General features: G+C 74.3%; 18 protein-coding genes and 1 pseudogene. 4 read left to right on the forward strand and 15 right to left on the reverse strand.

The features are described from left to right. Positions 1 to 187: 187 nt before the first annotated feature. Both ACFYL4_RS21860 and ACFYL4_RS21865 read right to left on the reverse strand, forming a co-directional pair. Positions 188 to 832: pseudogene (locus ACFYL4_RS21860) on the reverse strand (RAMP superfamily CRISPR-associated protein); the annotation flags it as partial. After that, on the reverse strand, positions 829 to 2,673 hold the full coding sequence (locus tag ACFYL4_RS21865) for a hypothetical protein (RefSeq protein WP_387520453.1): 1,845 nt from the start codon (positions 2,671 to 2,673) through the stop codon (positions 829 to 831). The pseudogene ACFYL4_RS21860 and the gene ACFYL4_RS21865, both read right to left, overlap by 4 nt. A 419-nt stretch (positions 2,674 to 3,092) precedes the next feature. On the opposite strand from ACFYL4_RS21865, the gene ACFYL4_RS21870 reads away from it, so the two are divergent. Then, complete coding sequence (locus ACFYL4_RS21870) at positions 3,093 to 3,281, forward strand: hypothetical protein (protein WP_387520455.1); 189 nt, start codon at positions 3,093 to 3,095, stop codon at positions 3,279 to 3,281. A 162-nt stretch (positions 3,282 to 3,443) separates the two neighbouring features. Here the strand turns inward: ACFYL4_RS21870 and cas6 are convergent, their stop codons facing one another. Together cas6 and ACFYL4_RS21880 are read right to left on the reverse strand one after the other, a co-directional pair. Next, positions 3,444 to 4,385 (reverse strand): CRISPR system precrRNA processing endoribonuclease RAMP protein Cas6, encoded by a 942-nt coding sequence (gene cas6, locus ACFYL4_RS21875; protein WP_387520457.1) that lies wholly within the window; start codon positions 4,383 to 4,385, stop codon positions 3,444 to 3,446. Between the two features lie 114 nt (positions 4,386 to 4,499). Beyond that, on the reverse strand, positions 4,500 to 5,042 hold the full coding sequence (locus tag ACFYL4_RS21880) for a DUF1697 domain-containing protein (protein WP_357764126.1): 543 nt from the start codon (positions 5,040 to 5,042) through the stop codon (positions 4,500 to 4,502). Positions 5,043 to 5,143: 101 nt separating this feature from the next. Here ACFYL4_RS21880 and ACFYL4_RS21885 point away from each other — a divergent pair, with 101 nt between their 5' ends. Next, positions 5,144 to 6,211 carry a hypothetical protein gene (locus tag ACFYL4_RS21885; protein WP_387520460.1) on the forward strand — a complete coding sequence of 356 codons (1,068 nt, stop codon included), beginning with the start codon at positions 5,144 to 5,146 and terminating at the stop codon, positions 6,209 to 6,211. A 94-nt stretch (positions 6,212 to 6,305) separates the two neighbouring features. Here the strand turns inward: ACFYL4_RS21885 and ACFYL4_RS21890 are convergent, their stop codons facing one another. Both ACFYL4_RS21890 and ACFYL4_RS21895 read right to left on the reverse strand, forming a co-directional pair. Then, positions 6,306 to 8,021, reverse strand: coding sequence for a cation acetate symporter (locus ACFYL4_RS21890; RefSeq protein WP_387520462.1), 1,716 nt, complete (start codon positions 8,019 to 8,021; stop codon positions 6,306 to 6,308). After that, the gene (locus ACFYL4_RS21895) at positions 8,021 to 8,458 is read right to left on the reverse strand and encodes a DUF485 domain-containing protein (protein WP_387520546.1); all 438 of its coding nucleotides are present in this window, start codon (positions 8,456 to 8,458) and stop codon (positions 8,021 to 8,023) included. Before ACFYL4_RS21895 ends, ACFYL4_RS21890 begins: the two co-directional genes overlap by 1 nt. Positions 8,459 to 8,987: 529 nt before the next feature. Here ACFYL4_RS21895 and ACFYL4_RS21900 point away from each other — a divergent pair. Beyond that, positions 8,988 to 9,269, forward strand: a complete 282-nt coding sequence (locus tag ACFYL4_RS21900) for a hypothetical protein (protein WP_357764114.1) — start codon at positions 8,988 to 8,990, stop codon at positions 9,267 to 9,269. A 227-nt stretch (positions 9,270 to 9,496) separates the two neighbouring features. On the opposite strand, the gene ACFYL4_RS21905 is transcribed toward ACFYL4_RS21900, so the two are convergent. The 8 genes from ACFYL4_RS21905 to ACFYL4_RS21940 all read right to left on the reverse strand — a co-directional run bounded on the left by ACFYL4_RS21905 (position 9,497) and on the right by ACFYL4_RS21940 (position 17,881). Further along, entirely contained in the window at positions 9,497 to 9,796 is a 300-nt protein-coding gene (locus tag ACFYL4_RS21905; protein WP_387520465.1) for a hypothetical protein, read from the reverse strand. 161 nt (positions 9,797 to 9,957) lie between these two features. Continuing rightward, positions 9,958 to 11,193: an imidazolonepropionase gene (hutI, locus tag ACFYL4_RS21910; protein WP_387520468.1), complete on the reverse strand. Its 1,236-nt coding sequence runs from the start codon at positions 11,191 to 11,193 to the stop codon at positions 9,958 to 9,960. Then, positions 11,190 to 12,509, reverse strand: a complete 1,320-nt coding sequence (locus ACFYL4_RS21915) for a formimidoylglutamate deiminase (RefSeq protein ID WP_387520549.1) — start codon at positions 12,507 to 12,509, stop codon at positions 11,190 to 11,192. Before ACFYL4_RS21915 ends, hutI begins: the two co-directional genes overlap by 4 nt. Before the next feature lie 179 nt (positions 12,510 to 12,688). Further along, positions 12,689 to 13,927: an allantoate amidohydrolase gene (locus ACFYL4_RS21920; protein WP_387520471.1), complete on the reverse strand. Its 1,239-nt coding sequence runs from the start codon at positions 13,925 to 13,927 to the stop codon at positions 12,689 to 12,691. After that, on the reverse strand, positions 13,924 to 15,582 hold the full coding sequence (gene hutU, locus ACFYL4_RS21925) for a urocanate hydratase (protein WP_357764099.1): 1,659 nt from the start codon (positions 15,580 to 15,582) through the stop codon (positions 13,924 to 13,926). The genes ACFYL4_RS21920 and hutU overlap by 4 nt, the downstream gene beginning before the upstream one ends. Positions 15,583 to 15,599: 17 nt before the next feature. Continuing rightward, positions 15,600 to 17,147 carry a histidine ammonia-lyase gene (gene hutH, locus ACFYL4_RS21930; RefSeq protein ID WP_387520474.1) on the reverse strand — a complete coding sequence of 516 codons (1,548 nt, stop codon included), beginning with the start codon at positions 17,145 to 17,147 and terminating at the stop codon, positions 15,600 to 15,602. An 81-nt stretch (positions 17,148 to 17,228) separates the two neighbouring features. Then, a complete protein-coding gene (locus ACFYL4_RS21935; protein ID WP_387520477.1) occupies positions 17,229 to 17,630 on the reverse strand; it encodes a type II toxin-antitoxin system VapC family toxin in 402 nt (133 codons plus the stop codon). Continuing rightward, a complete protein-coding gene (locus ACFYL4_RS21940; protein WP_387520480.1) occupies positions 17,627 to 17,881 on the reverse strand; it encodes a hypothetical protein in 255 nt (84 codons plus the stop codon). Before ACFYL4_RS21940 ends, ACFYL4_RS21935 begins: the two co-directional genes overlap by 4 nt. A 112-nt stretch (positions 17,882 to 17,993) precedes the next feature. On the opposite strand from ACFYL4_RS21940, the gene ACFYL4_RS21945 reads away from it, so the two are divergent. Beyond that, complete coding sequence (locus ACFYL4_RS21945) at positions 17,994 to 18,752, forward strand: IclR family transcriptional regulator (protein ID WP_387520483.1); 759 nt, start codon at positions 17,994 to 17,996, stop codon at positions 18,750 to 18,752. Here the strand turns inward: ACFYL4_RS21945 and ACFYL4_RS21950 are convergent. Further along, positions 18,749 to 19,444: a hypothetical protein gene (locus tag ACFYL4_RS21950; RefSeq protein WP_357764087.1), complete on the reverse strand. Its 696-nt coding sequence runs from the start codon at positions 19,442 to 19,444 to the stop codon at positions 18,749 to 18,751. The genes ACFYL4_RS21945 and ACFYL4_RS21950 overlap by 4 nt on opposite strands. Positions 19,445 to 19,496: the final 52 nt, after the last annotated feature.

Genomic DNA, 19,496 nt, shown 5'->3' on the forward strand with positions numbered 1-19,496 from the left:
GCCCGGACACGGATGCATCCGATCCCCCGCCGGGGCTCCCTGGCCACTGTCGCGGGTCCGGGGGCTTCCCCGGTCCAGGGTCCGGAGCGCGGCCCGTGGGTGTTCTCCGCGCGGGGTCCGGTAGTGGTCCCGGAGGCGGGCCCGTGGGAGTTTCCGCAGGCGGGTCGGCCGGACCCGGCCGCACCGGCGGCCGTGCCAGCGCGAGCGTGGTGGCACGGGGATCGGGGTCCTCGGGGCGGGCCAGGTACACGTCGACGCGCCCCCGGCCTCGGGTCGAGCGGAGCCCGATCCGGTCGGTGGCCAAACACGCGCGGGCCAGGCAGCGCCAGTCCTCCCCGGACGGCGCGAGCGCCCAGGTGAGGGACGCGGTGAGCAGCAGCCCGGGCAGGAGCGCCCGGTGGGTGCGCAGTCGACCGGGTTCGGCGGCGCCGTCGGGCCCGATCTCCACTCCTGTCTCCAGCGTCGTGTGCGCCTCGGTCACCGCCCGGCGAAGAGTGGTGCGCGCGGGTCCGGCACGCCCCGCCAGGGCGTGGGCGACGGCGGCGCGGACCGGGTCCGAGGGAAGCGCGTGCCCCACCCGCAGCGCGCGGTCGGCGCCGTGCGACCCCTCACTGCCGAACAACCGCTCCACCGCCTCCGCCAGGTCCGGTGCGACCGTCGCCGCGTCCAGGGCCGCCGTACGCAGCCGGGCGGCGAGCCGGTGCCGGGGCAGGTAGGGCAGCCCGTGCCCGTCGGTGACCACGTCGGTGTCGGCGCCCGTGCCGTCCGCGCTCGCGCCGACGAACAGCGCGGGGGAGGCCAGGCGCAGCACGATCCGGTCGGGTCGGTTCATCGGTCCCCGCCCTCCGTCAGCCCCGGGTCCAGGTAGAGGTCGCGCACGGCCGCCGCGTCCAACAGCTCGCCGTGGGTCCACCCCGTGGGCAGGACGACGGGGCAGCCGGTGACGCGGGCGCGGCGGTCCAGCTCGGGCCCGGGGTCCGCGCCGGACTCCAGCAGCGGGACCAGGGCCGAGACCAGCCATCCCCGGTGGCGTGCGTCCCCGTCCGTGAACGGTCCCCGCGCGGACAGGTAGCGGTCCAGGAACCGGGCGAAGGCGGAGCCGGTCATCGGCAGGGCGGTGCGCGCGGGCACGGCCGCGCGGGCCGCCGCCATGCGGTCCAGGACCCGGTCGACGCCGTCGAAGCGAGTGGTCCAGGCCACGGTGTGCTCCTGGGCCGCGGCGGGGTCGGCGGCGACCTCGCTCACCCGTCGCGCCTTGGCCAGGCGGCACACGGCCTCGCAGAGGTCGTAGCCGAGCGCGAGCGGGGCGCCCACGGGCTGCACCGCGACACCCGCGCCCACGGTCGGCACGCGGGTGCGGTGCGCGCGTCCGCCGGGGCCCCTCACCGTCCGCCCCCGGACGTCGGCGCGCGCGAGCGCCCGGTGCAGGGCCGCCCGGGGGTCGGCCGGGTCACCGATCCGCTCGGGGTCCGCGTCCAACCACTCCAGGGCGTACCGGACCAGGCTCAGGGCGATCCGGGCGTCGCAGAGCACGGTGAGGTCGTCCCCGGCGACCACGATCGGGCGCACCGGGAGCAGGATCGGTCCGGGCGGTTCGTGGTCCAGGGTGACGCGTCCCGCGGTGTCGACCCCCGGCAACCAGGGAGAGCGCCCCGGAGCGGTCCGGACCCGCGCCGCCACCGCCCGCACCAGGGCCCGGGCCAACCCCTCCACGAGCCCGGACACGCGCAGGGACAGCTCCCGTTGGGCCAGCGCCCCGGAACCGGGTGCGCCCGGGGTCCCGGCCCGTTCCCGGTACTCCCCGAGCAGCGCGCCCAGACCGTTGACGTCCACGTGCACCACCGCCACACGGCTCACCTCGCCGTGGTCGCGGCCGAGCCGGTCCACCTCCATCGGCAGCGCTAGATCGCAGTGCGGGCCGGTCAGCCAGGCGTCGCTGTGGGCGCGGTGCCAGCGGCGCCCGATCCCCCGGGCGCGGGCGACGTCGGCGGCGACCCGCTCGTGTACGCGCCGTCCCGCCCCGGCGGCGTCCTCCAGGGGTCTGCTGCCGTCCACCGCCTCGGCCGGGGCCCCGCTGACCGAGCACACGGCGGTGATGCCGTACCCCGGCGCGGGGGTGTGCAGGACGGACATGTGACGGCGGGCCCGGCGCAGGCGCACCGGGAGCTCCGCCAGTGCCGTGTCCAGGTCCGCGACGGCGTCCGTGCCGGGGAGGGGGGAGGCTCCGGGGCCGAAGGGCACGAACGCGACCACCGGGGTCAGCCCGCCGGCCCGGTCGCGCAGTCTGCGGGTGTAGCGGCCGGTGAAGTGGCGTGCCGACTCCGGGTCGGGCAGGACCACGGTGAGGGCGCCGCCCGCGTCCCGCAGCACCAGGCAGTCCTCGGGGACGAGGTCGGCCACCCCGTACACGGGGTCGGTGGTGTCGGTGAGTTCCGCGACCAGCGCGGCGCGCCCCACGGCGTCCAGGATGCGGCGGCCGCTGTAGACGAAGGCCTGGATGCCGCGTAGGTCGACGCCGACCAGTACCCCGGTGGCCGGAGGGGCGGGGGCCGGGGTTTCCTGAACCGGGGCTTCGGGGGCCGGGACGTCGGGGGGCTGGTCGGACGCGTGGGGGACGCGGGGTCGGTGGGCGGGGCGGGGTTCGGTCGGTCGGTGCTCGGGGGCCTGGGTCACCGCGACGGACTCCTCGTGACCGGTGGACGGCGGGAACGCGCGGGGCTCCGCGCGGGAACGGGAGCCCTTCCGACCTCTCTCGGACGGTGACGGCGTCCTCACCACCCAACCAGGAGCGATCGCCTCCCGTCACCCCGATGGCCCCATCCGGTCACTCCCGCCCCCGTGGGCCGTGGGGCCGCGATGACGCGGGCACGAAAGGACCCCGCGCCCCCGGGCCCGGAGGCTCGCCCGTGTCTGCGGTCCCCCTCCGGGCCCTCACGTTCTCGGGCCCTTCCGTTCCTCGGTCGGCCTCCTGCCGGTGCGCGGTGGTCCGTCCGCCCGGTGCGGCGACGCCCCCTCTGCCCGGGAGAGTCCGGCCCTGTCCGAGAGAGCACAGTGCACGGACCCTCCCCCGCCCGACAGCAGAGAGGCCCCTCATGGCGACCCCGAGCAGACACGACCGGCTCACCCGATCCGAACGCGACCGCCCCTCCGGAGGCAAGCGCACCGGCCCCGCCCTGTCTCCCGAGGACCTCGTACCCCACCTGCTCGGGCTGGCCCGGACCCTGCGCGAGGGGGACGGGCGCACCCCGCCCGGTCCCGTGCCGCACGAACGCACGCGCTGACTCCCGGCCCGGGTAACCATCCGGGCCGGGCACGGGCGAGGACGAGAGAGGGGCTCCCACCCCGTCCACCGGGTGGGAGCCGTGAAGGGCGGCCGCGCGGCCGCCGGGGTGGGGCACCGGCCCCCGCCCGCCGTCCTCGGGCGGGAACCGGCGGTCTGTGGGTCAGTCGAACAACGTGCCCCCGAACTCCTCCGCCTCGGCCACCGCGTGCGCGTCGACCGGCCCGGGGCGGACGTGCCGGACGCGGTGGGCGGTGCGCGGAACCGGCCGTGGGGCGGGCACGCGCGCCGTGACCGGGATTCGTGTGACCGTGTCCACCCGCACCGCGCCGAAGCCCCGTGCGGTGTGCTTGCCGACCCCCGCGAGTTCGAGGAGCTCCAACAGGGCGGCGAAGGTCCCGGCCTCGCCCGGACCGCCGTCGACCAGGTCCAGGCGCAGGCCCCCCTGCCAGCCCCGCACGGTGTGCCCCTCCGTGTGCGGGTGCTCGGCGAGCGCCACCTCCTCGCCGGGCAGCGCCGAACGGCGGACCCGGCCCAGCACGGCCAGGGCGTTCTCCAGCCAGGGCCCGACCAGCGCGGGCGGGGCGAACCTGGCCACCGCGCCCACGGCGCCGCTGCCCCCGACGATGCCGCCACCGGACCGGTGCACGGCCCCGAAGAGCCGCCGGGGGTCGGGCCACACGTGCGGGACGCGCTCCCCCGTGGTGTCGCGGGTGGTCGTCACCACCGGAGTGCCGGTGCGCACCTCGGCGGCGCGCACGGCGACGCTCCGGCGCCCGGGGGCGAGCAACGCGGTGTAGGGGGTGTCGAAGGTCCGGGTGACCGAGAGGAGCTCGAACCGGTGGTCGCCGACCCGGTGGACCCGGCCGACCAGTTCGCCGGGGTCGACGGGCGCAGGATCGTCGTCCAGCCAGGTGAGGGTCCACAGGTACAGGCGGTCGCCCAGCGGGGTCGGCCAACCGTTCATCACCCAGCGCTTGGCCGAGGTGTGCTCGGCCCGCGTCTGCGGCCACCAGCGGTTGAGCAGCCCGTGGCAGTCCTCGGGGCGGACGGGCCGCGCCGCGTCGGCCCGGTCCCTGAGGATCAGGGTCCACCGTCTGGGCACCGGACTCCACCCCTCCCGTGGTCGGGACGGCGCACCGGGCACCGTCCACGGTCGTCCCACGACTACTCTCGGACAGTCCCGGCGCGCCGCGTCATCCGGGGGTGCGCTCGGGCTTCACGCGCCCTCGGCCATCTCGAGCAGACGCAGCACGGTACGCCAGTTGCGGGCGGTGACCTCCCCCGGGCAGTTCCGGGCGACCACCGCGGGCAGCCGGGCCGCGCGCACCCCGAGCTCGTGGTGGGTGAACACCTCGGTGGCGGTGACGACCATCTCCTCGCGCGGATGGGTGGCGGGGTCGATCGCGGCGAGCGCGGCGGTGTCCACGGGTTCCGAGCAGAACAGCACCATGAACGCGGAGGGGTCGCCCACCGTCAGGGTGTTGGCCGCCACGGCGGCGCGGAGCTGGTCGAGCGTGCGGGTCACCACCGGGACGTCCAGGTCGAACCGGTCGCGGAGAGCGGAGCGCACGGCGGCGCCCACCGCCCCGGGATCGCTCTCCGACGAGGTCAGCACGGCGTTACCGCTCTGGATGTAGGTGGCCACGTCCGTGTACCCGAGACCGGAGAGCAGGTCCCGCAGGTCCGCCATGGCCACCTTGCGGTGCCCGCCGACGTTGATGCCGCGCAGCAGCACGATGTGTCTGGTCATACCGGCCATGGTGTCGCGGACCGACGACAGCGGCGAGGTTGTCCGCGCGCAGGCCCGGGGACGACAATGGGTCGGACCCCGTCGGCCCCGATTTCCACCCCGGAGGGCGTATGCCCCACCTGCACCACACCTTCACGCTCACCGCCCTGGACCGGGGGGACGTCGCCCGGACCGTGTCCTCGGCGTACGGGGTCGTGCGCGGCGCGCGTTTCGGCCCGGACGGGGCTCTGCTCCCTCCCACCGAAGAGGAGCTGCGGCGCCTGGAGCGCCGCGCCGAGGCACGGGGAATCGTGCCGGACGCCGAGGAGAGGGCCGCCTACCAGCGGGCCTTCGAGGACCCGCCGGGCCACGCCGAGGGTTCCGGGGAGGCCGTTCCCGAAGGTGACGACCGCGGCTCGGCCGAACGGGAACTGGACGGGCACGACCTGGCGGAAGAGGCGGCGTTGCGCGAGGCCCGGCTCTCCCTGCGGCTGCTGTCCGGTGAGCACCTCGCCCCCGGCAGCGCCTACCTGGTCACCGAGGTCGATGCCGAGGGGCGTCCGGTCTTCGAGACCGACGGCGACGGCTGGGTGGGCACCGACCTCACCGTCACCTCCTGGAACGAGTCGGGACGGTGCGCGGTCGACTTCGCCATGCGCGAGGACGCCGGGGCCGCGGACGGCGCCTCGCCCCGGGGCGAGAGCACCACCACGACCGGGACGGTGGTCCACGACCACGTCCAGGAGACCCTGACCGTCGAGGCCGACCTGCGCCTGCCCGTCGAGAGCGCCATGGCGCGCTGGGGGTCGGGCCTCCTGCGGGCCCGTGTGCGGGTGCGGGTCGACCTGCCCGGTTGGTACGCGGCCGCCTCCGGAGCCGCGACCGTGCCTCCGGTGACCCTGGAGGTGGAGCACCGGCTGGTCCGGGCGAGCGGGGAGGCGGTCCCCGCGCCGGGCCCGGAGGGGGTGTGGTCGGTCTCCGGCCGTTTGGAGGTGCGCGGAGTCGGGCTGTCCCGCCCCCTCGTGGCCGCGGCCGGGTGGGCCCTGGGCCGTTCGTTGCGCGGTTCCGACGCGTGGTCCCTGGAGGCGCGTGCCGCCGCGTTCGAGGCGGGCTGGGACGGGATCGCCCGCGCGCTCCCCGAGTTCCCCGCCCTGCTCGACGAACTGGCCGCCGTCCTCGCCGACGCCCGCCCCCAGTAGGGCCGACCGATCCGGACGCCCGACCGCCCGGGCGGCCCCGAGCACGGTCCAGACGCCCGTGGGCCCGGGGTCCCTGGGCACCGGGCACCGGCGATCAGTCGCGATCGGCGCCCCACCCGGTGAGCGAGCGCACCCGCAGCTCCGTGAAGCGCGCGCTGTTGCGCTCCCGGGAGAGCAGGCTGCCGACGATCGCGCACGCGAAGCCGACGGGCACGGCGACCAGTGCCGGGTTCTCCATCGGGAAGACCTGGATGTCGATCCACGCGGGCAGCACCGACAGGTTCTCACCGGTGACCGGATCGGTCTTGCCGGACATCACCGGGGAGAGCAGCATCAGCACCAGCGTGGCCGACAGCCCCCCGTAGACGCCCCACTCCACGCCCCGGGTGTTGAAGCGGCGCCAGAACAGGGTGAGCACGATGACGGGCAGGTTCGCGGCGGCCGCGATCGCGAAGGCCAACCCCACCAGGAAGGCGACGTTCTGCCCCTGGGCCTGCACCGCCAGGGCGATGGCGAGGGCGCCGATCACACAGGCCGAGAACCGGGCGACCCCCACCTCCTGGGACTCGCGCGGGCGGCCCCACATGAGGACGTGTCCGAACAGGTCGTGCGCGATCGACGAGGACGAGGCGAGCGTGAGGCTGGCGATGACCGCGAGGATGGTCGCCAGCGCCACCGCCGAGATGAGCGCGAGGAGTACGGCGGCCCCCACCGGCCCCGCGGTCTGACGGCCCACCTCCTCGGCGAGCAACGGGACCGCGGAGTTCCCCGAGGGGTCCAGGGCCGTGATCCGCTCGGAGCCCACCAGGGCCGCGGCGCCGAACCCCAGGGCGAGGGTCATCAGGTAGAAGGCGCCCACCATGGCGATGGTGCGGTTGACCGAGGAGCGTGCGGCCCGGCCGTCGGGCACCGTGTAGAAGCGGATGAGGATGTGCGGCAGGGCGACGGTGCCCAGGACCAGTGCCAGTCCCAGGCTGACCAGGTCCAGCTTGTTGAAGAGGGTACGGGCCGCGTCCCCGGGGACCTCGACGCCGAACCGGAGCCCGGGTTCGAGGAAGGCCTGCCCGTGACCGCTGGCCTCGGCGGCGCCGCCGAGCAGCGCGCGCGGGTCGAAGGAGAACAGGGCCAGCACCAGGACGGTGAGCAGACCGCTGGCGGTGAGCAACACCACGGCCTTGATGATCTGGAGCCAGGTGGCCGCCTTCATGCCGCCGTACATGACGTACACGATCATCAGAACGCCCACCAGGACGATGGCTCCGGTGCGCGCCTGGCCCGCGCTCAGGCCGAGGAAGGTGCCGCCGTCGTGCAGACCCAGCAGGACCGAGACCAGGGCGCCCGCCCCGACCATCTGCGCGACCAGGTAGAACACGCACACGGTGACCGTGGACACGGTGCAGGCCAGGCGCACGCGCATCCGGCGCATACGGAAGGCGGGCAGGTCGGCCATGGTGAAGCGGCCGGTGTTGCGTGTGAGCTGCGCCATGGGCAGGACCAGCAGCCAGGCCACCAGGAAGCCGATGGAGTACAGGAAGCCGTCGTATCCCTGGAGGGCGATCATCCCGGCGATGCCCAGGAAGGACGCCGCGGAGAGGTAGTCGCCGGTCAGGGCCAGGCCGTTCTGGGTGCTGGAGAAGCCGCGCCCTCCGGCGTAGAAGTCGACGGCGCCCTGGGTGGTACGCCGGGCCCGCACCGTGATGACCAGCGTGACCAGCACGAACAGGGCGCACAGTCCGATGGTCCAGGCGTGCGCGGTCTGGATCGGGGTGTCGAGGACCGTGCTCGGACGCACCGGGGCGAGGGTCTCCATCAAAGGGCCGCCCGTCCGTCGAGGGTGTCCTCGGCCCGGGCCCGGTCGCGGAGCCCCTCCGCGAGGGGGTCGATGGCGCGCGCGGAGAACCGGCCGAACGCCCAGGCGAGGGCGAAGGTGAGCAGGAACTGACCGATGCCCATCACCAGGGCGACGTTGACCTGGTCGGCGACGCGCACACTCATGAAATCACGCGCGTAGGCGGAAAGGAGGAGATAGGAAAGGTAACTCAGCAGGAAGGTGCCGACCAACAGTCCGGATTGGACTGCGAATCTCCTTCGGAGTTTCACGAATGCGGGATCGACCGACAGACGTTCACAGGCGTGCGCCATATCCGCCCCGGCCCAGCCCCGCGCCGATCCGCCGTGGTCGGCGGCGGGCGTTTCCCCCGGCCCGCCGCCGCGCCTTCCGGACGTACCTTCCATGTACTCGACCACGATCATCCCCCCGAACACACGACATCGCTCCCCGCGTCCGCGCGGGGCCCTGGTCTGTGGCACCGATTCCGTTCCCCCACGGACCGGCCTTTCCCCGGCGCGCGCCCGCCTGGACGCGTCGGCCGGTTTCCCGGGCCGATCCGCCTTCGTCACCGGCACGGCCCCTCGAACCCGAGTGGAACTCACACTAACCACAGCCCGCCCGCCTTGTTCGCCACATACACAAATCGGTTGGGGCGAATGCGGGAACAGGAACGAAAAGGGGGAGAACGGTTATGCGGAACGCGCACCGGGAACACGCGGACTCGGCTCCGGCCCCCGGGATCACGGACCGTCACCCGAATGGACCGCCTGGTCATCCCGGGCACACGCGTCGCGGGACGGCGCGACGACCCCTCCGACTTCGCTAGGCTTCGGGGCGACCCCGACCCATCACGGAAACCGGTCTCATCACCCGTTTCCGTGTTCGTACACGTGTATGATTACAGGGTCCGCACAGTTCACGCGATACCGAAGGGAAATCCCCGCCGTGGTCACCGAGGTCTTCACGCGCAAGTACTGCGATCCCCACGCCGTCCGCGAGGAGAAGGTCGAGGCGACTGAGGTCATCCAGTTCGCCTGGGAGGGCGCCGTCCGCGAGGTCGACGCCTGCGAGGAGTGCTTCAAGGAGCACGAGACCCGCTACGAGCCCCTCGTCGACTACTCGCGTCCGGTGAAGAAGCGTCGCGCCACGACCAAGAAGGCCGCCGCCCCCACCGCCGAGAAGCCCGAGGGCTCCGACAGCGACGCGGACGGCGACGACGACAACTAGGTCGTGCGAGGTCCGGGGCCGCCCCCGGACCACTCCCTAGGTTCATCCGGCCGTTCCCGCTCGGAAACGGCCGGACCGGCCTCATCGCGTCAACCGCGAAACGGGGGTCGGCGGGCACCGGTGTGCCCGTCGGCCCCCGTTCGCGTACGTGCCGTCCGCGTGCTCCCGCGCGCGAGGCGGGGCTCCCCGGCCTCGGCGGGCCACACGCCGGGCCGGGCGGGCACGGGTCACGCACCGCCCGCGTCGTCGATGCCTCCGGGAGTGACGGTCTGGTCCAGGACGAACTCCACGTAGGCCTCGGCGTCGGGCCCCGAGGGCAGCGCCTCGGGGGTCGCGTGGACGAGTTGTGTGTAGCCGAGCCAGGTGGAGAAGGCGAGCAGGGCCCGCTGCCGGGCGCGGTCGGGCGAGACGCCCAACTCCTCGTACAGGGCCGCCACGTAGGCGATCCGTCGTTCGGTGACCCGGGAGACGGTGGCGGCCACACCGTGGCCGCGCGGCTCGCGCACGACGCCTTCGACGACTCCCACCACGCCGACGCCTTCGCCGTGGAGGCCCGACCCTGCACCCGCTGGTGGTGCGCGCGATGCTCCGCCGCGCCGCGCACCGGCTGGCGGACCGGGCCTGGGCCGCCCGCCGCGAGGGCGCCCCGCGGGCGTGACGACCCGCGGTCCCGGCGGCCGGGCCCCGCCTACGGCCTGCCCGCGACCAGGGCACCGTCCTTCCACACCGCCGCCACCTGGGGCACACCCGGGCGGTAGGCCAGATACAGGTGGTTGGGCGCGTCGAGCAGGGTCAGGTCGGCCCGGCCCCCCGGCGACAGGCGGCCCACGTCGTCGCGGCGCAGCGCCAGCGCCCCGCCCCGGGTCGCCGCCCACACCGCCTCGTCCGGGGTCATCCCCATGTCCCGCACGGCCACGGCGACACAGAACGCCAGACTGGACGTGAAGCACGAGCCCGGGTTGCAGTCGCTGGCCAGGGCCACCAGAGCGCCCGCGTCGATGAGGGCGCGGGCGTCCGGATAGGGCTGACGGGTGGAGAAGTCCACCCCCGGAAGCAGCGTCGCCACCGTGGGCTCGGGCCGCCGCGCCGCCTGGGCCAGGGCGTCCACGTCCTCACCGGTCAGGTACGTGCAGTGGTCCACCGAGGCGGCCCCCAGCTCCACCGCGAGCCGGACCCCCGGCCCCTCGCCCAACTGGTTGCCGTGTACGCGGGGCAGCAGCCCGCGTTCCATCCCGGCGGCGAGCACCCGGCGCGAGGCCTCCTCGTCGAAGGCGCCGCGCTCGCAGAACACGTCCACCCAGCGGGCGTGCGGCGCGCAGGCGTCCAGCATCGGCCCGGTGACCAGGTCGACGTAGGCGCCCGGATCGTCGGCGTACTCGGGAGCGACCACGTGCGCGCCCAGGAAGGTGACCTCGTCGGTGACCCGGCCGGCGACCTCCAGGGAGCGGCGCTCGTCCTCCACGGTCAGCCCGTACCCGGACTTGACCTCCAGAGTGGTGGTGCCCTGGCCGTGCGCCTCACGGACGAAGCGGCGGGCCCCGGCCAGCAGATCGGCGTCGGAGGCGGCGCGAGTGGCCGCGACGGTGGTGCGGATACCGCCCGCCGAGTAGGGGGTACCGCTCATCCGGGCGGCGAACTCGCGGCTGCGGTCCCCGGCGAACACGATGTGGGAGTGGCTGTCCACGAACCCCGGCAGCACGCACCGTCCGGCGGCGTCCACCCGGACGTCGGCGTCGGGAGCCTGCGCGCGCGGCCCCGCCCAGGCCACCCGGCCGTCCTCGATCACCAGGGCGGCGTCCTCGATCTCACCGAGGGGGCCCTTGCCCCGTTCGGGATCGTTGGTGACCAGGGTGCCGATGGCGTCGACGAGGACGGTGCCGGGCGTCGCGGGCTCGGTCGGGGTGTCGGGGCCGTTCGGGGTCACAGCAGCTCCTTGATGGCGGCGTCGAGTTCTCGGGCGGTGTCGGGCAGGCTCAGGTGCGCGCCGTCGCGGACGGTCCACGCGCCGTCGACCATCACGTGGCGGACGTCGGCGGCGGAGGCGGCGAAGACCACGGCATCGGTGGCCCGCTCGGGATCGGCCCCGGACAACCGCACGCCGTCCAGGGACACGGTGACCAGGTCGGCGCGGGCTCCGGGGGTGAGCGTTCCCGCGTCGTGCCAGCCGAGACCCGCGTGCCCGTCGGAGGTGGCGGCGCGCAGCAGCTCCGCGCTGCCCAGCGTGCCACGGCGGTGGGTGCGCAGGCGTTCGTGCAGTTCCACCGCGCGCGCTTCCTCGAACAGGTCGAGCTGGGCGTGCTGGTCGGTGCCCAGACTCAGGGGGACCCGGTGCGGACCGGCCGTGAGGTCGCCGGTGCGCGGCAGCCCGTCCGCGAGGTCGCGCTCGGTGGTCGGGCACAGGCACACGGCGCAGCCGCTCCCTCGGACGGTGGCGACGTCGGCGTCGGTGAGGTGGGTGGCGTGCACCAGGGTGGTGCGTTCGGTGAGGGCGCCCGCGTCGGCCAGCACCCGCACGGGGGTGGTGCCGTACGCGGCCAGGCAGGCGGCGTTCTCGGCGGGTTGCTCGGAGACGTGGACGTGCAGGGGCAGCCCGCCGGTGTCCGCGAGACGGACGACGGTCGGCAGGTCGGCGGCGGGGACGGCGCGGACCGAGTGCGCGGCCGCTCCCACGCGGGCGTGCGCGCCCCGGGGCGTGAACGCGCCGACCCGGGTGGCCCAGGCGTCGGCGGAGCCGTCGCCGAAGCGCAGCTGCGGCCCGGCCAACGGCCGGTGCGTGCCGTCCTCAGCCAGCCCGCCGGACAGGTAGCACACGTCCAGGAGGGTGATGCGCACGCCCGCGTCGGCGGCGGCCGCCACCAGGGCCTCGCCCATGGCGTTGGGGTCGTCGTAGGGGCGTCCGCCGGGGCCGTGGTGCAGGTAGTGGAACTCGCCCACGCAGGCCACCCCGGCCAGGGCCATCTCGGCGTAGGCGGCGCGGGCCAGACGGTGGTAGGAGTCGGGGTCGAGGCGCTCGGCCGCGCGGTACATCACCTCGCGCCAGGTCCAGAAGGACCCGCCGTCGGTGTGGGTGCGGCCGCGCAGCGCCCGGTGGAAGGCGTGCGAGTGGGCGTTGGCCAGGCCGGGCAGGGTGAGGCCGGGCAGGCGCTCGGCACCGCCCGGGTCGGCCCCCGTGACGACGGAGGTCAGCCGCCCGTCGTCGACGGTGAGGAGCACCCCGGCTTCGGGAGCCTCACCGCCCAGCCACGCCCACTCGCACCAGTACCGGCGCGCCCGCGCACCCGGTGTGCTCGGGCCGAGCCCCCGCGCGTTCGGCCCGAGCGGGGCCCGGGCGTGAGGGGCCGGGGCGCCCGGGACCGTCGGGGAACCCGACCCGCGCGGACTCCGTGCGCGCCGGGCGCGCGGGTGTTCCGATCGGTCGGTCACCGGCCGCCTCCGGGAACGGCGAGAAGGTCGGCCAGAACGTCCGCCAGGGCGAGGACCCCGGCGTGGGAGTCCTCGGGGCGGGCCCACTCCTGCGGCGAGTGCGAGATCCCGCTCGGGTTGCGCACGTACAGCATCGCGGTGGGCACGTGAGCGGAGAGCACCCCGGCGTCGTGCCCGGCCCCGGTGGGCAGGACCGGCACCGGACCTGCCGCCTCGGCGGCCCGGGTACCCACGATCCCGGCCAGCCGGTCCCTGAGGTCGTGCGAGAACTCCACCAGAGGGGTGGTGGACTCGGCCGTCATCGCGAGGGAGACCCCGTGGTCGTGGGCGGCCCGGTCGGCGGCCTCGCGTACACCCTCGACCACCGACTCCAGAGCGGCCCGGTCGGCGGCTCGGGCGTCCAGCCAGGCGCTGACCAGCGAGGGGATCGCGTTGGTGCCGTTGGGGGTGATCAGGCCCTTGGCCACGGTGGCCCGGGCCCCGTGCCGCTCGGCCAGGGCGCGGGCGGCCAGGATCGTGTGGGCGAACGGGAGCATGGGGTCCGCGCGGTCCTCCAGACGGGTGGTGCCCGCGTGGTCGGCCCGGCCCCGGAAGTCCATCCGCCACCGGCCGTGCGGCCAGATCGCGCTGGCCACCCCCACCGCGTGGTCGGTGTCCTCCAGCGCACGCCCCTGCTCGACGTGCAGCTCGACGAACACGTCCAGCCAGGAGAGGAGTTCGGGGTCGGGTCCGATCGCCTCGGGGTCCAACCCCGCCCCCGCCATGGCCCGCTCCCAGGTGACACCGGAGGCGTCGGTGAGGGAGCGCGCGCGTGCCGGGTCGATCTCCCCGGTGGTCAGGCGGCTGCCCAGGCAGGGCACCCCGAACCGGCCGCCCTCCTCCTCGACGAACACGCCCAGGACCAGCGGGCGGGAGGGGGTGAACCCGCGTGCGCGCAGTTCGTCGACGGCCGCCAGGGCGCTGGCCACGCCGAGGGGCCCGTCGAAGGCCCCGCCGTCGGGCACCGAGTCCAGGTGCGAGCCGGTGGCCACCGCGCCCGGGCCGGGCGTGCCCCACCAGGCCCACAGGTTGCCGTTGCGGTCGGTGCGCACGTCCAGGCCCCGGGCGGCGGCCGCCTCGGTGAACCAGGCGCGGGCGTCGGTGTCGGCGCCCGCCCAGGTGTACCGGTGGTAGCCGCCGCTGTCGGCGGAGCGGCCCACCGGAGCCAGGTCGGCCCAGAGCTGGTCGAAGCTCACTCGCCCTCCTTCATGGGGACGCGGATGCCGTGCGCCTCGGCGACCCGTTCGGCCTCCTCGTACCCGGCGTCCACGTGCCGGACGACGCCCATGGCCGGATCGTTGGTGAGCACCCTCTGGAGCTTGGCGGCGGCCAGCTCGGTGCCGTCCGCGACGCTCACCTGACCGGCGTGGATGGAGCGGCCCATGCCGACCCCGCCGCCGTGGTGGATGGACACCCAGGAGGCACCGGAGGAGGTGTTGACCAGGGCGTTGAGCAGCGGCCAGTCGGCGATCGCGTCCGAACCGTCCTTCATGCCCTCGGTCTCGCGGTAGGGCGAGGCCACCGACCCGGTGTCCAGGTGGTCGCGACCGATCGCCAGCGGCGCGGTGATCTCCCCGGAGGCCACCAGTTCGTTGAAGCGCTGCCCGGCCGCGGCCCGCTCACCCTGGCCCAGCCAGCAGATCCGGGCGGGCAGACCCTGGAAGGCGACCCGCTCGCGCGCCATGCGAATCCACCGGGCCAGGTGCTCGTTGTCGGGGAACAGGTCGAGGACGGCCTCGTCGGTGCGGGCGATGTCGGCGGGGTCCCCGGACAGCGCGGCCCACCGAAACGGGCCCTTGCCCTCGCAGAACAGGGGACGGATGTAGGCGGGCACGAAGCCGGGGAAGTCGAACGCGCGGGTGAAGCCGCCCTCGCGCGCCTCGTCACGGATGGAGTTCCCGTAGTCGAAGACCTCCGAGCCCGCGTCGAGGAAGCCCACCATGGCCTCCACGTGCGCGGCCATGGACTCCCTGGCCCGGAGGGTGAACTCCTCGGGCTTGGCGGCGGCCAGCCCCTTCCAGTCCTCGAAGGCCACGCCCGCCGGAAGGTAGGCGAGCGGGTCGTGCGCCGACGTCTGGTCGGTGACGACGTCGATCGGCGCGCCCCGGGAGAGGAGTTCGGGGAAGACCTCGGCGGCGTTGCCCAGGACGCCGATGGACAGCGGTCGGCGCTCGTCGCGGGCGCGCACCGCGAGGTCCAGGGCCTCGTCGAGGTCGGCGGCGCGCACGTCGAGGTAGCGGTGCTCGATGCGGCGGTCGATCCGGCTGCCGTCGCACTCGACCACGATCGCCACACCGTCGTTCATGGTGACGGCCAGGGGCTGGGCGCCACCCATGCCCCCGAGCCCGGCGGTCAGGGTGATGGTTCCGGCGAGAGTACCCCCGAACTTCTTCGCGGCCACGGCCGCGAAGGTCTCGTAGGTGCCCTGGAGGATGCCCTGGGTGCCGATGTAGATCCACGACCCGGCGGTCATCTGCCCGTACATGGTCAGGCCCTCGGCCTCCAGGCGGCGGAACTCGGGCCAGTTGGCCCAGTCCCCCACCAGGTTGCTGTTGGCCAGCAGCACGCGCGGCGCCCACTCGTGGGTGCGCATGATGCCGACCGGGCGGCCGGACTGCACCAGCAGCGTCTCGTCGCCCTCCAGGTCGCGCAGGGAGGCGGTGATGCGGTCGAAGCTGCGCCAGTCACGCGCGGCCTTGCCGGTGCCGCCGTAGACGACCAGGTCCTCGGGGTGTTCGGCCACCTCGGGGTCGAGGTTGTTGTGGAACATGCGCAGGGCCGCCTCCTGCTGCCAGCCCTTGGCCGACAGGGTGAGGCCGCGGGCCGCGCGGACGGTGCGGGGTGTGCTCATCGTAGTCTCCGGGGGGGTTAGGCGAGGGGGGTGACGGTCTCGGCGGCCTCGACGACCGAACCGTCGGCGACCAGGGCGGCCACGGCGGCGATCTCGGGGGCCAGGTAGCGGTCGGGACCGGGTCCCGCGACCCGTTCGCGCACCGTGCGCAGGACGGCGCCGGTGGCGGGTCCGGGCTCCAGCGGGGAGCGCAGGTCCAGGGCGCGGGCGGCGGTCAGCAGCTCCACGGCCAGCACGGTGGTGAGCCCGTCGACGGCGCGGCGCAGCTTGCGCGCGGCGGACCAGCCCATGGACACGTGGTCCTCCTGCATGGCGGAGCTGGGGATGGAGTCGACGCTGGCGGGAACCGCCAGGCGCTTGAGCTCGGAGACGATCGCGGCCTGGGTGTACTGGGCGATCATGTGGCCGGAGTCCACTCCGGGGTCGTCGGCCAGGAAGGCCGGGAGCCCGTGCGAGCGGGAGACGTCGAGCATGCGGTCGGTGCGGCGTTCGGCGATCGAGGCGGTGTCGGCCACGGCCACGGCCAGGAAGTCCAGGACGTAGGCGACCGGGGCCCCGTGGAAGTTGCCGTTGGACTCCACCCGGCCGTCGTCGAGCACCACCGGGTTGTCGATGACGCTGTCGAGTTCGCGCCCGGCCACGAGCAGGGCGTGGGCGAGGGTGTCGCGGGCGGCCCCGGCCACCTGCGGGGCGCAGCGCAGCGAGTAGGCGTCCTGGACGCGGTTGCAGTCCGGCCCCCGGTGGGAGGCGACGATCGGCGAGTCGGCGAGCATCGCGCGCAGGTTCGAGGCGGAGGCGGCCTGACCCGGGTGCGGGCGCAGTCTCTGGAGCTCCTCGGAGAAGACCCGGTCGGTGCCGAGCAGGGCCTCGACGCTCATGGCGGCGGTGATGTCGGCGACCTTGAGCAGGCGCTCCAGGTCCACGCAGGCGATGGCGAGCATGCCGAGCATGCCGTCCGTGCCGTTGATGAGGGCCAGGCCCTCCTTGGCGCCGAGCTCCACGGGCGTGATTCCCGCCGAGGCCAGGGCCTGCCCGGCCTCCCTGAGCTCACCGTCGGCGCCCCGGACCCGCCCCTCGCCCATGAGTGCCAGGGCGACGTGGGAGAGCGGCGCGAGGTCGCCGGAGCAGCCCAGGCTGCCGTACTCGTGGACGACGGGGGTGATCCCGGCGTTGAGCAGGGCGGCCAGGGTCTCGACGGTGACGACCTGGACCCCGGTGTTGCCCGAGGCCAGGGTGCGCAGGCGCAGCAGCATGAGGGCGCGCACGACCTCGCGCTCCACCTCGGGTCCGGCCCCGGCGGCATGGGAGCGGATGAGGGAGCGCTGGAGGCGGGCGCGCAGGTCGGGGGCGATGTGCCGGGTGGCCAGCGCGCCGAACCCGGTGCTGACGCCGTAGGCGGGCACCTCGCCCCGGGCGAGCGCCTCGACCTGTTCGCGGCCGTGGCGCACGGCCTTGCGGGTGTCCTCGCTGAGGACGACCTGGGCGCCCTCGCGGGCGACGGAGAGGACCTGGGCCGGGGTGAGCGGAGCACCGCCGACGGCAACGGAAGGAACTGCTGTGGACATGGCCCCATTCGACCGTGCCCGGGCCCGCACCGGAAGTGCCAACACGAGGGTTCTGTCCGAGATACCAGACACCTCGGAGGGCTAGCGGATGACCCGCACCTCGCACCTGAGACCGGGCGCCGCCGCGATACGCGCGTCCGCGGTGACCAGCGCACAGTCCAGAGCTTCGGCGACGGCCACGTAGACCGCGTCGTAGGCGCTCAGATGGTGGCGGAGCTCCCACGCCCGGTGATAGATCGACCCCGTGGCGTCCACATAACTGATGGCCTGCATTTCATAGAGCTTCAGTGCCGCTTCCGCGTCAGCCTGGGGGAACTTCCTCCCCAGCACGAGGCCACGCATGGAACTGAGGAACTCGGCCGGTTGATGACTCGGCGCGTACCACTCCGGATCACTGCCCAGGACTCTTTGTGCCACCCCGACACCGTGACCGGTCGCGCCGAGGTAGAGGTCGACCAGCGCGGACGTGTCTACGACGATCACGCGACTTCACTTTCCGGTTCGTCACCACCATCGCCCCGGGCCTCACGCACCACGGCGACGATTTCTTCCACAGTCAGCTTGGCCCCGGGCAAGGGGGTCTGCGCCACGATCTCACGATTGCGCGCGAACCGTGCCTCCTTCTCCAAGAGACCCAGCAGGTAGGCCTGGAGGGACTTGCCCGACCTCTTGGCCTCTGCTGCCAGTGCCTCTCTGACCTCGTCCGGAACATCCTTGATCTGAATGGCAGCCACAGCGCACTCCTTCGAATCGGGCTGACGCCACTACCTCTACATATTAGCAATACATATCGGCGCCACTGTGGCGCCACAACCGCACGTGCCGAGTCCATGACACCCTTGGGGCATGAGTGTTGTTCCGGCGGCCACGCGCGCGCTGCGGCTGCTGCGCTTCCTGGCCTCCCGGCCGGGCCCCGTCTCGGCCTCGGCGATCGCCACCGGCCTCGGCCTGCCCCGGTCCAGCGTCTACCAGCTGTTGGAGGCGATGGCCGAGGAGGGGTTCGTGACCCACCTGCCCGAGGATCGGCGGTGGGGGCTCGGCGTGGCCGCCTTCGAGATCGGTTCGGCCTACCTGCGCCACGACGGCGTCGAGCGGCTGGCCCGGCCCCTGCTGCACCAGCTCACCGAGACCACCGGCGCCACCGCGCACCTGGGGGTCCTGCACGGAGCCGACACGCTCTACCTGCTCAAGGAGCAGCCCCCGCACGCGCCCACCCTGATCACCGGTGTGGGAGTACGCCTGCCCGCGCACCTGACCGCGTCGGGGCGGGCCATGCTGGCCCGACTGCCACGCGCCCAGGTGCGGGCGCTGTACCCGGACACGGGGGCCTTCACCGACCGCACCGGGCGCGGTCCGTCCACCCCGGGGCAACTGCGGGAGCTGTTGGCCGAGGAGCGCCGTCAGGGGTGGTCGATCGAGAGCGGCCAGGTCACCGAGGGGTTCCTCTCGGTGGCGGCGGCGGCCTCGGACCACAACGGGCGCCCGGCCGCCGCGATCAGCCTCACCGTGCCGGCGGCCCGGCCGGTCACCCCCCGGGCGCTGGCCTCCCGGGTGCGGGACGCGGCCGGGGAGCTCACCCGCAGGCTCAGCGGGAGGTCGCCCTAACCGCGGCGAGCGCGCAGGGGCGGGGTCCGCTCGACGATCGACGGCAGCGGCGCGGTGCGCTCCACCATCTTGAGGATGTGCTCCTTGCGATCGCGCGGAACCTGCACGTAGAACTGCGTGGCGGCCTCGGGGTCGACCTCCAGGTCCAGGCTCTCGGGGGTTTCGGCCCAGGTGGGCAGTTCGGGGTCGGTGCGGTGGGTGTCCAGCGCGAACTCGATGAAGTAGGTGATCCTGCGTCCGCCGGTGTGCACCTCGCGGATGCGGCGGATCTCCGGCCAGGCGATGAAGGTGCCCTCTCCCGGGAACCACCACTTGCGCTCCTGGAGCACGGTGACGCCGTCACTGTCGGCGCTGATGCCCTGCCGGGTGATGCGCTGCGGCAGCCCGCGCACGAGGAAGACGTTGCTGCCGGGGCCGATGAAGAACATGACCAGCGCCGCGAACGCCCACAGGGACACCGAGCCGACCGTGGTCTCCTCCCGCAGCACGTGCCAGAGCATGGACCCCACCACGACGGCAAAGCCGAGGGTGAGACCGCCGGAGAAGTAGGCCGCTGTCATCCACATGCGGGTGTTGGGGCCGCGCAGGCTGACGTAGCGGCGCAGGTGGGACACGCTCGCGGGCGGCTGGGTCAGGTCCGAGGGGACACCCCGTGTCTCAGGGGGGACGTCCGGTGGTTCGGGGGAGGCCATACCTCCCATTCTTCCAAGGTTCGGGGGTGCTTGGTGCGCCGCGTCACGCCGC

Origin of the sequence: Nocardiopsis sp. NPDC006938 (assembly GCF_042869555.1) — a bacterium.
Taxonomy (GTDB): domain Bacteria; phylum Actinomycetota; class Actinomycetes; order Streptosporangiales; family Streptosporangiaceae; genus Nocardiopsis.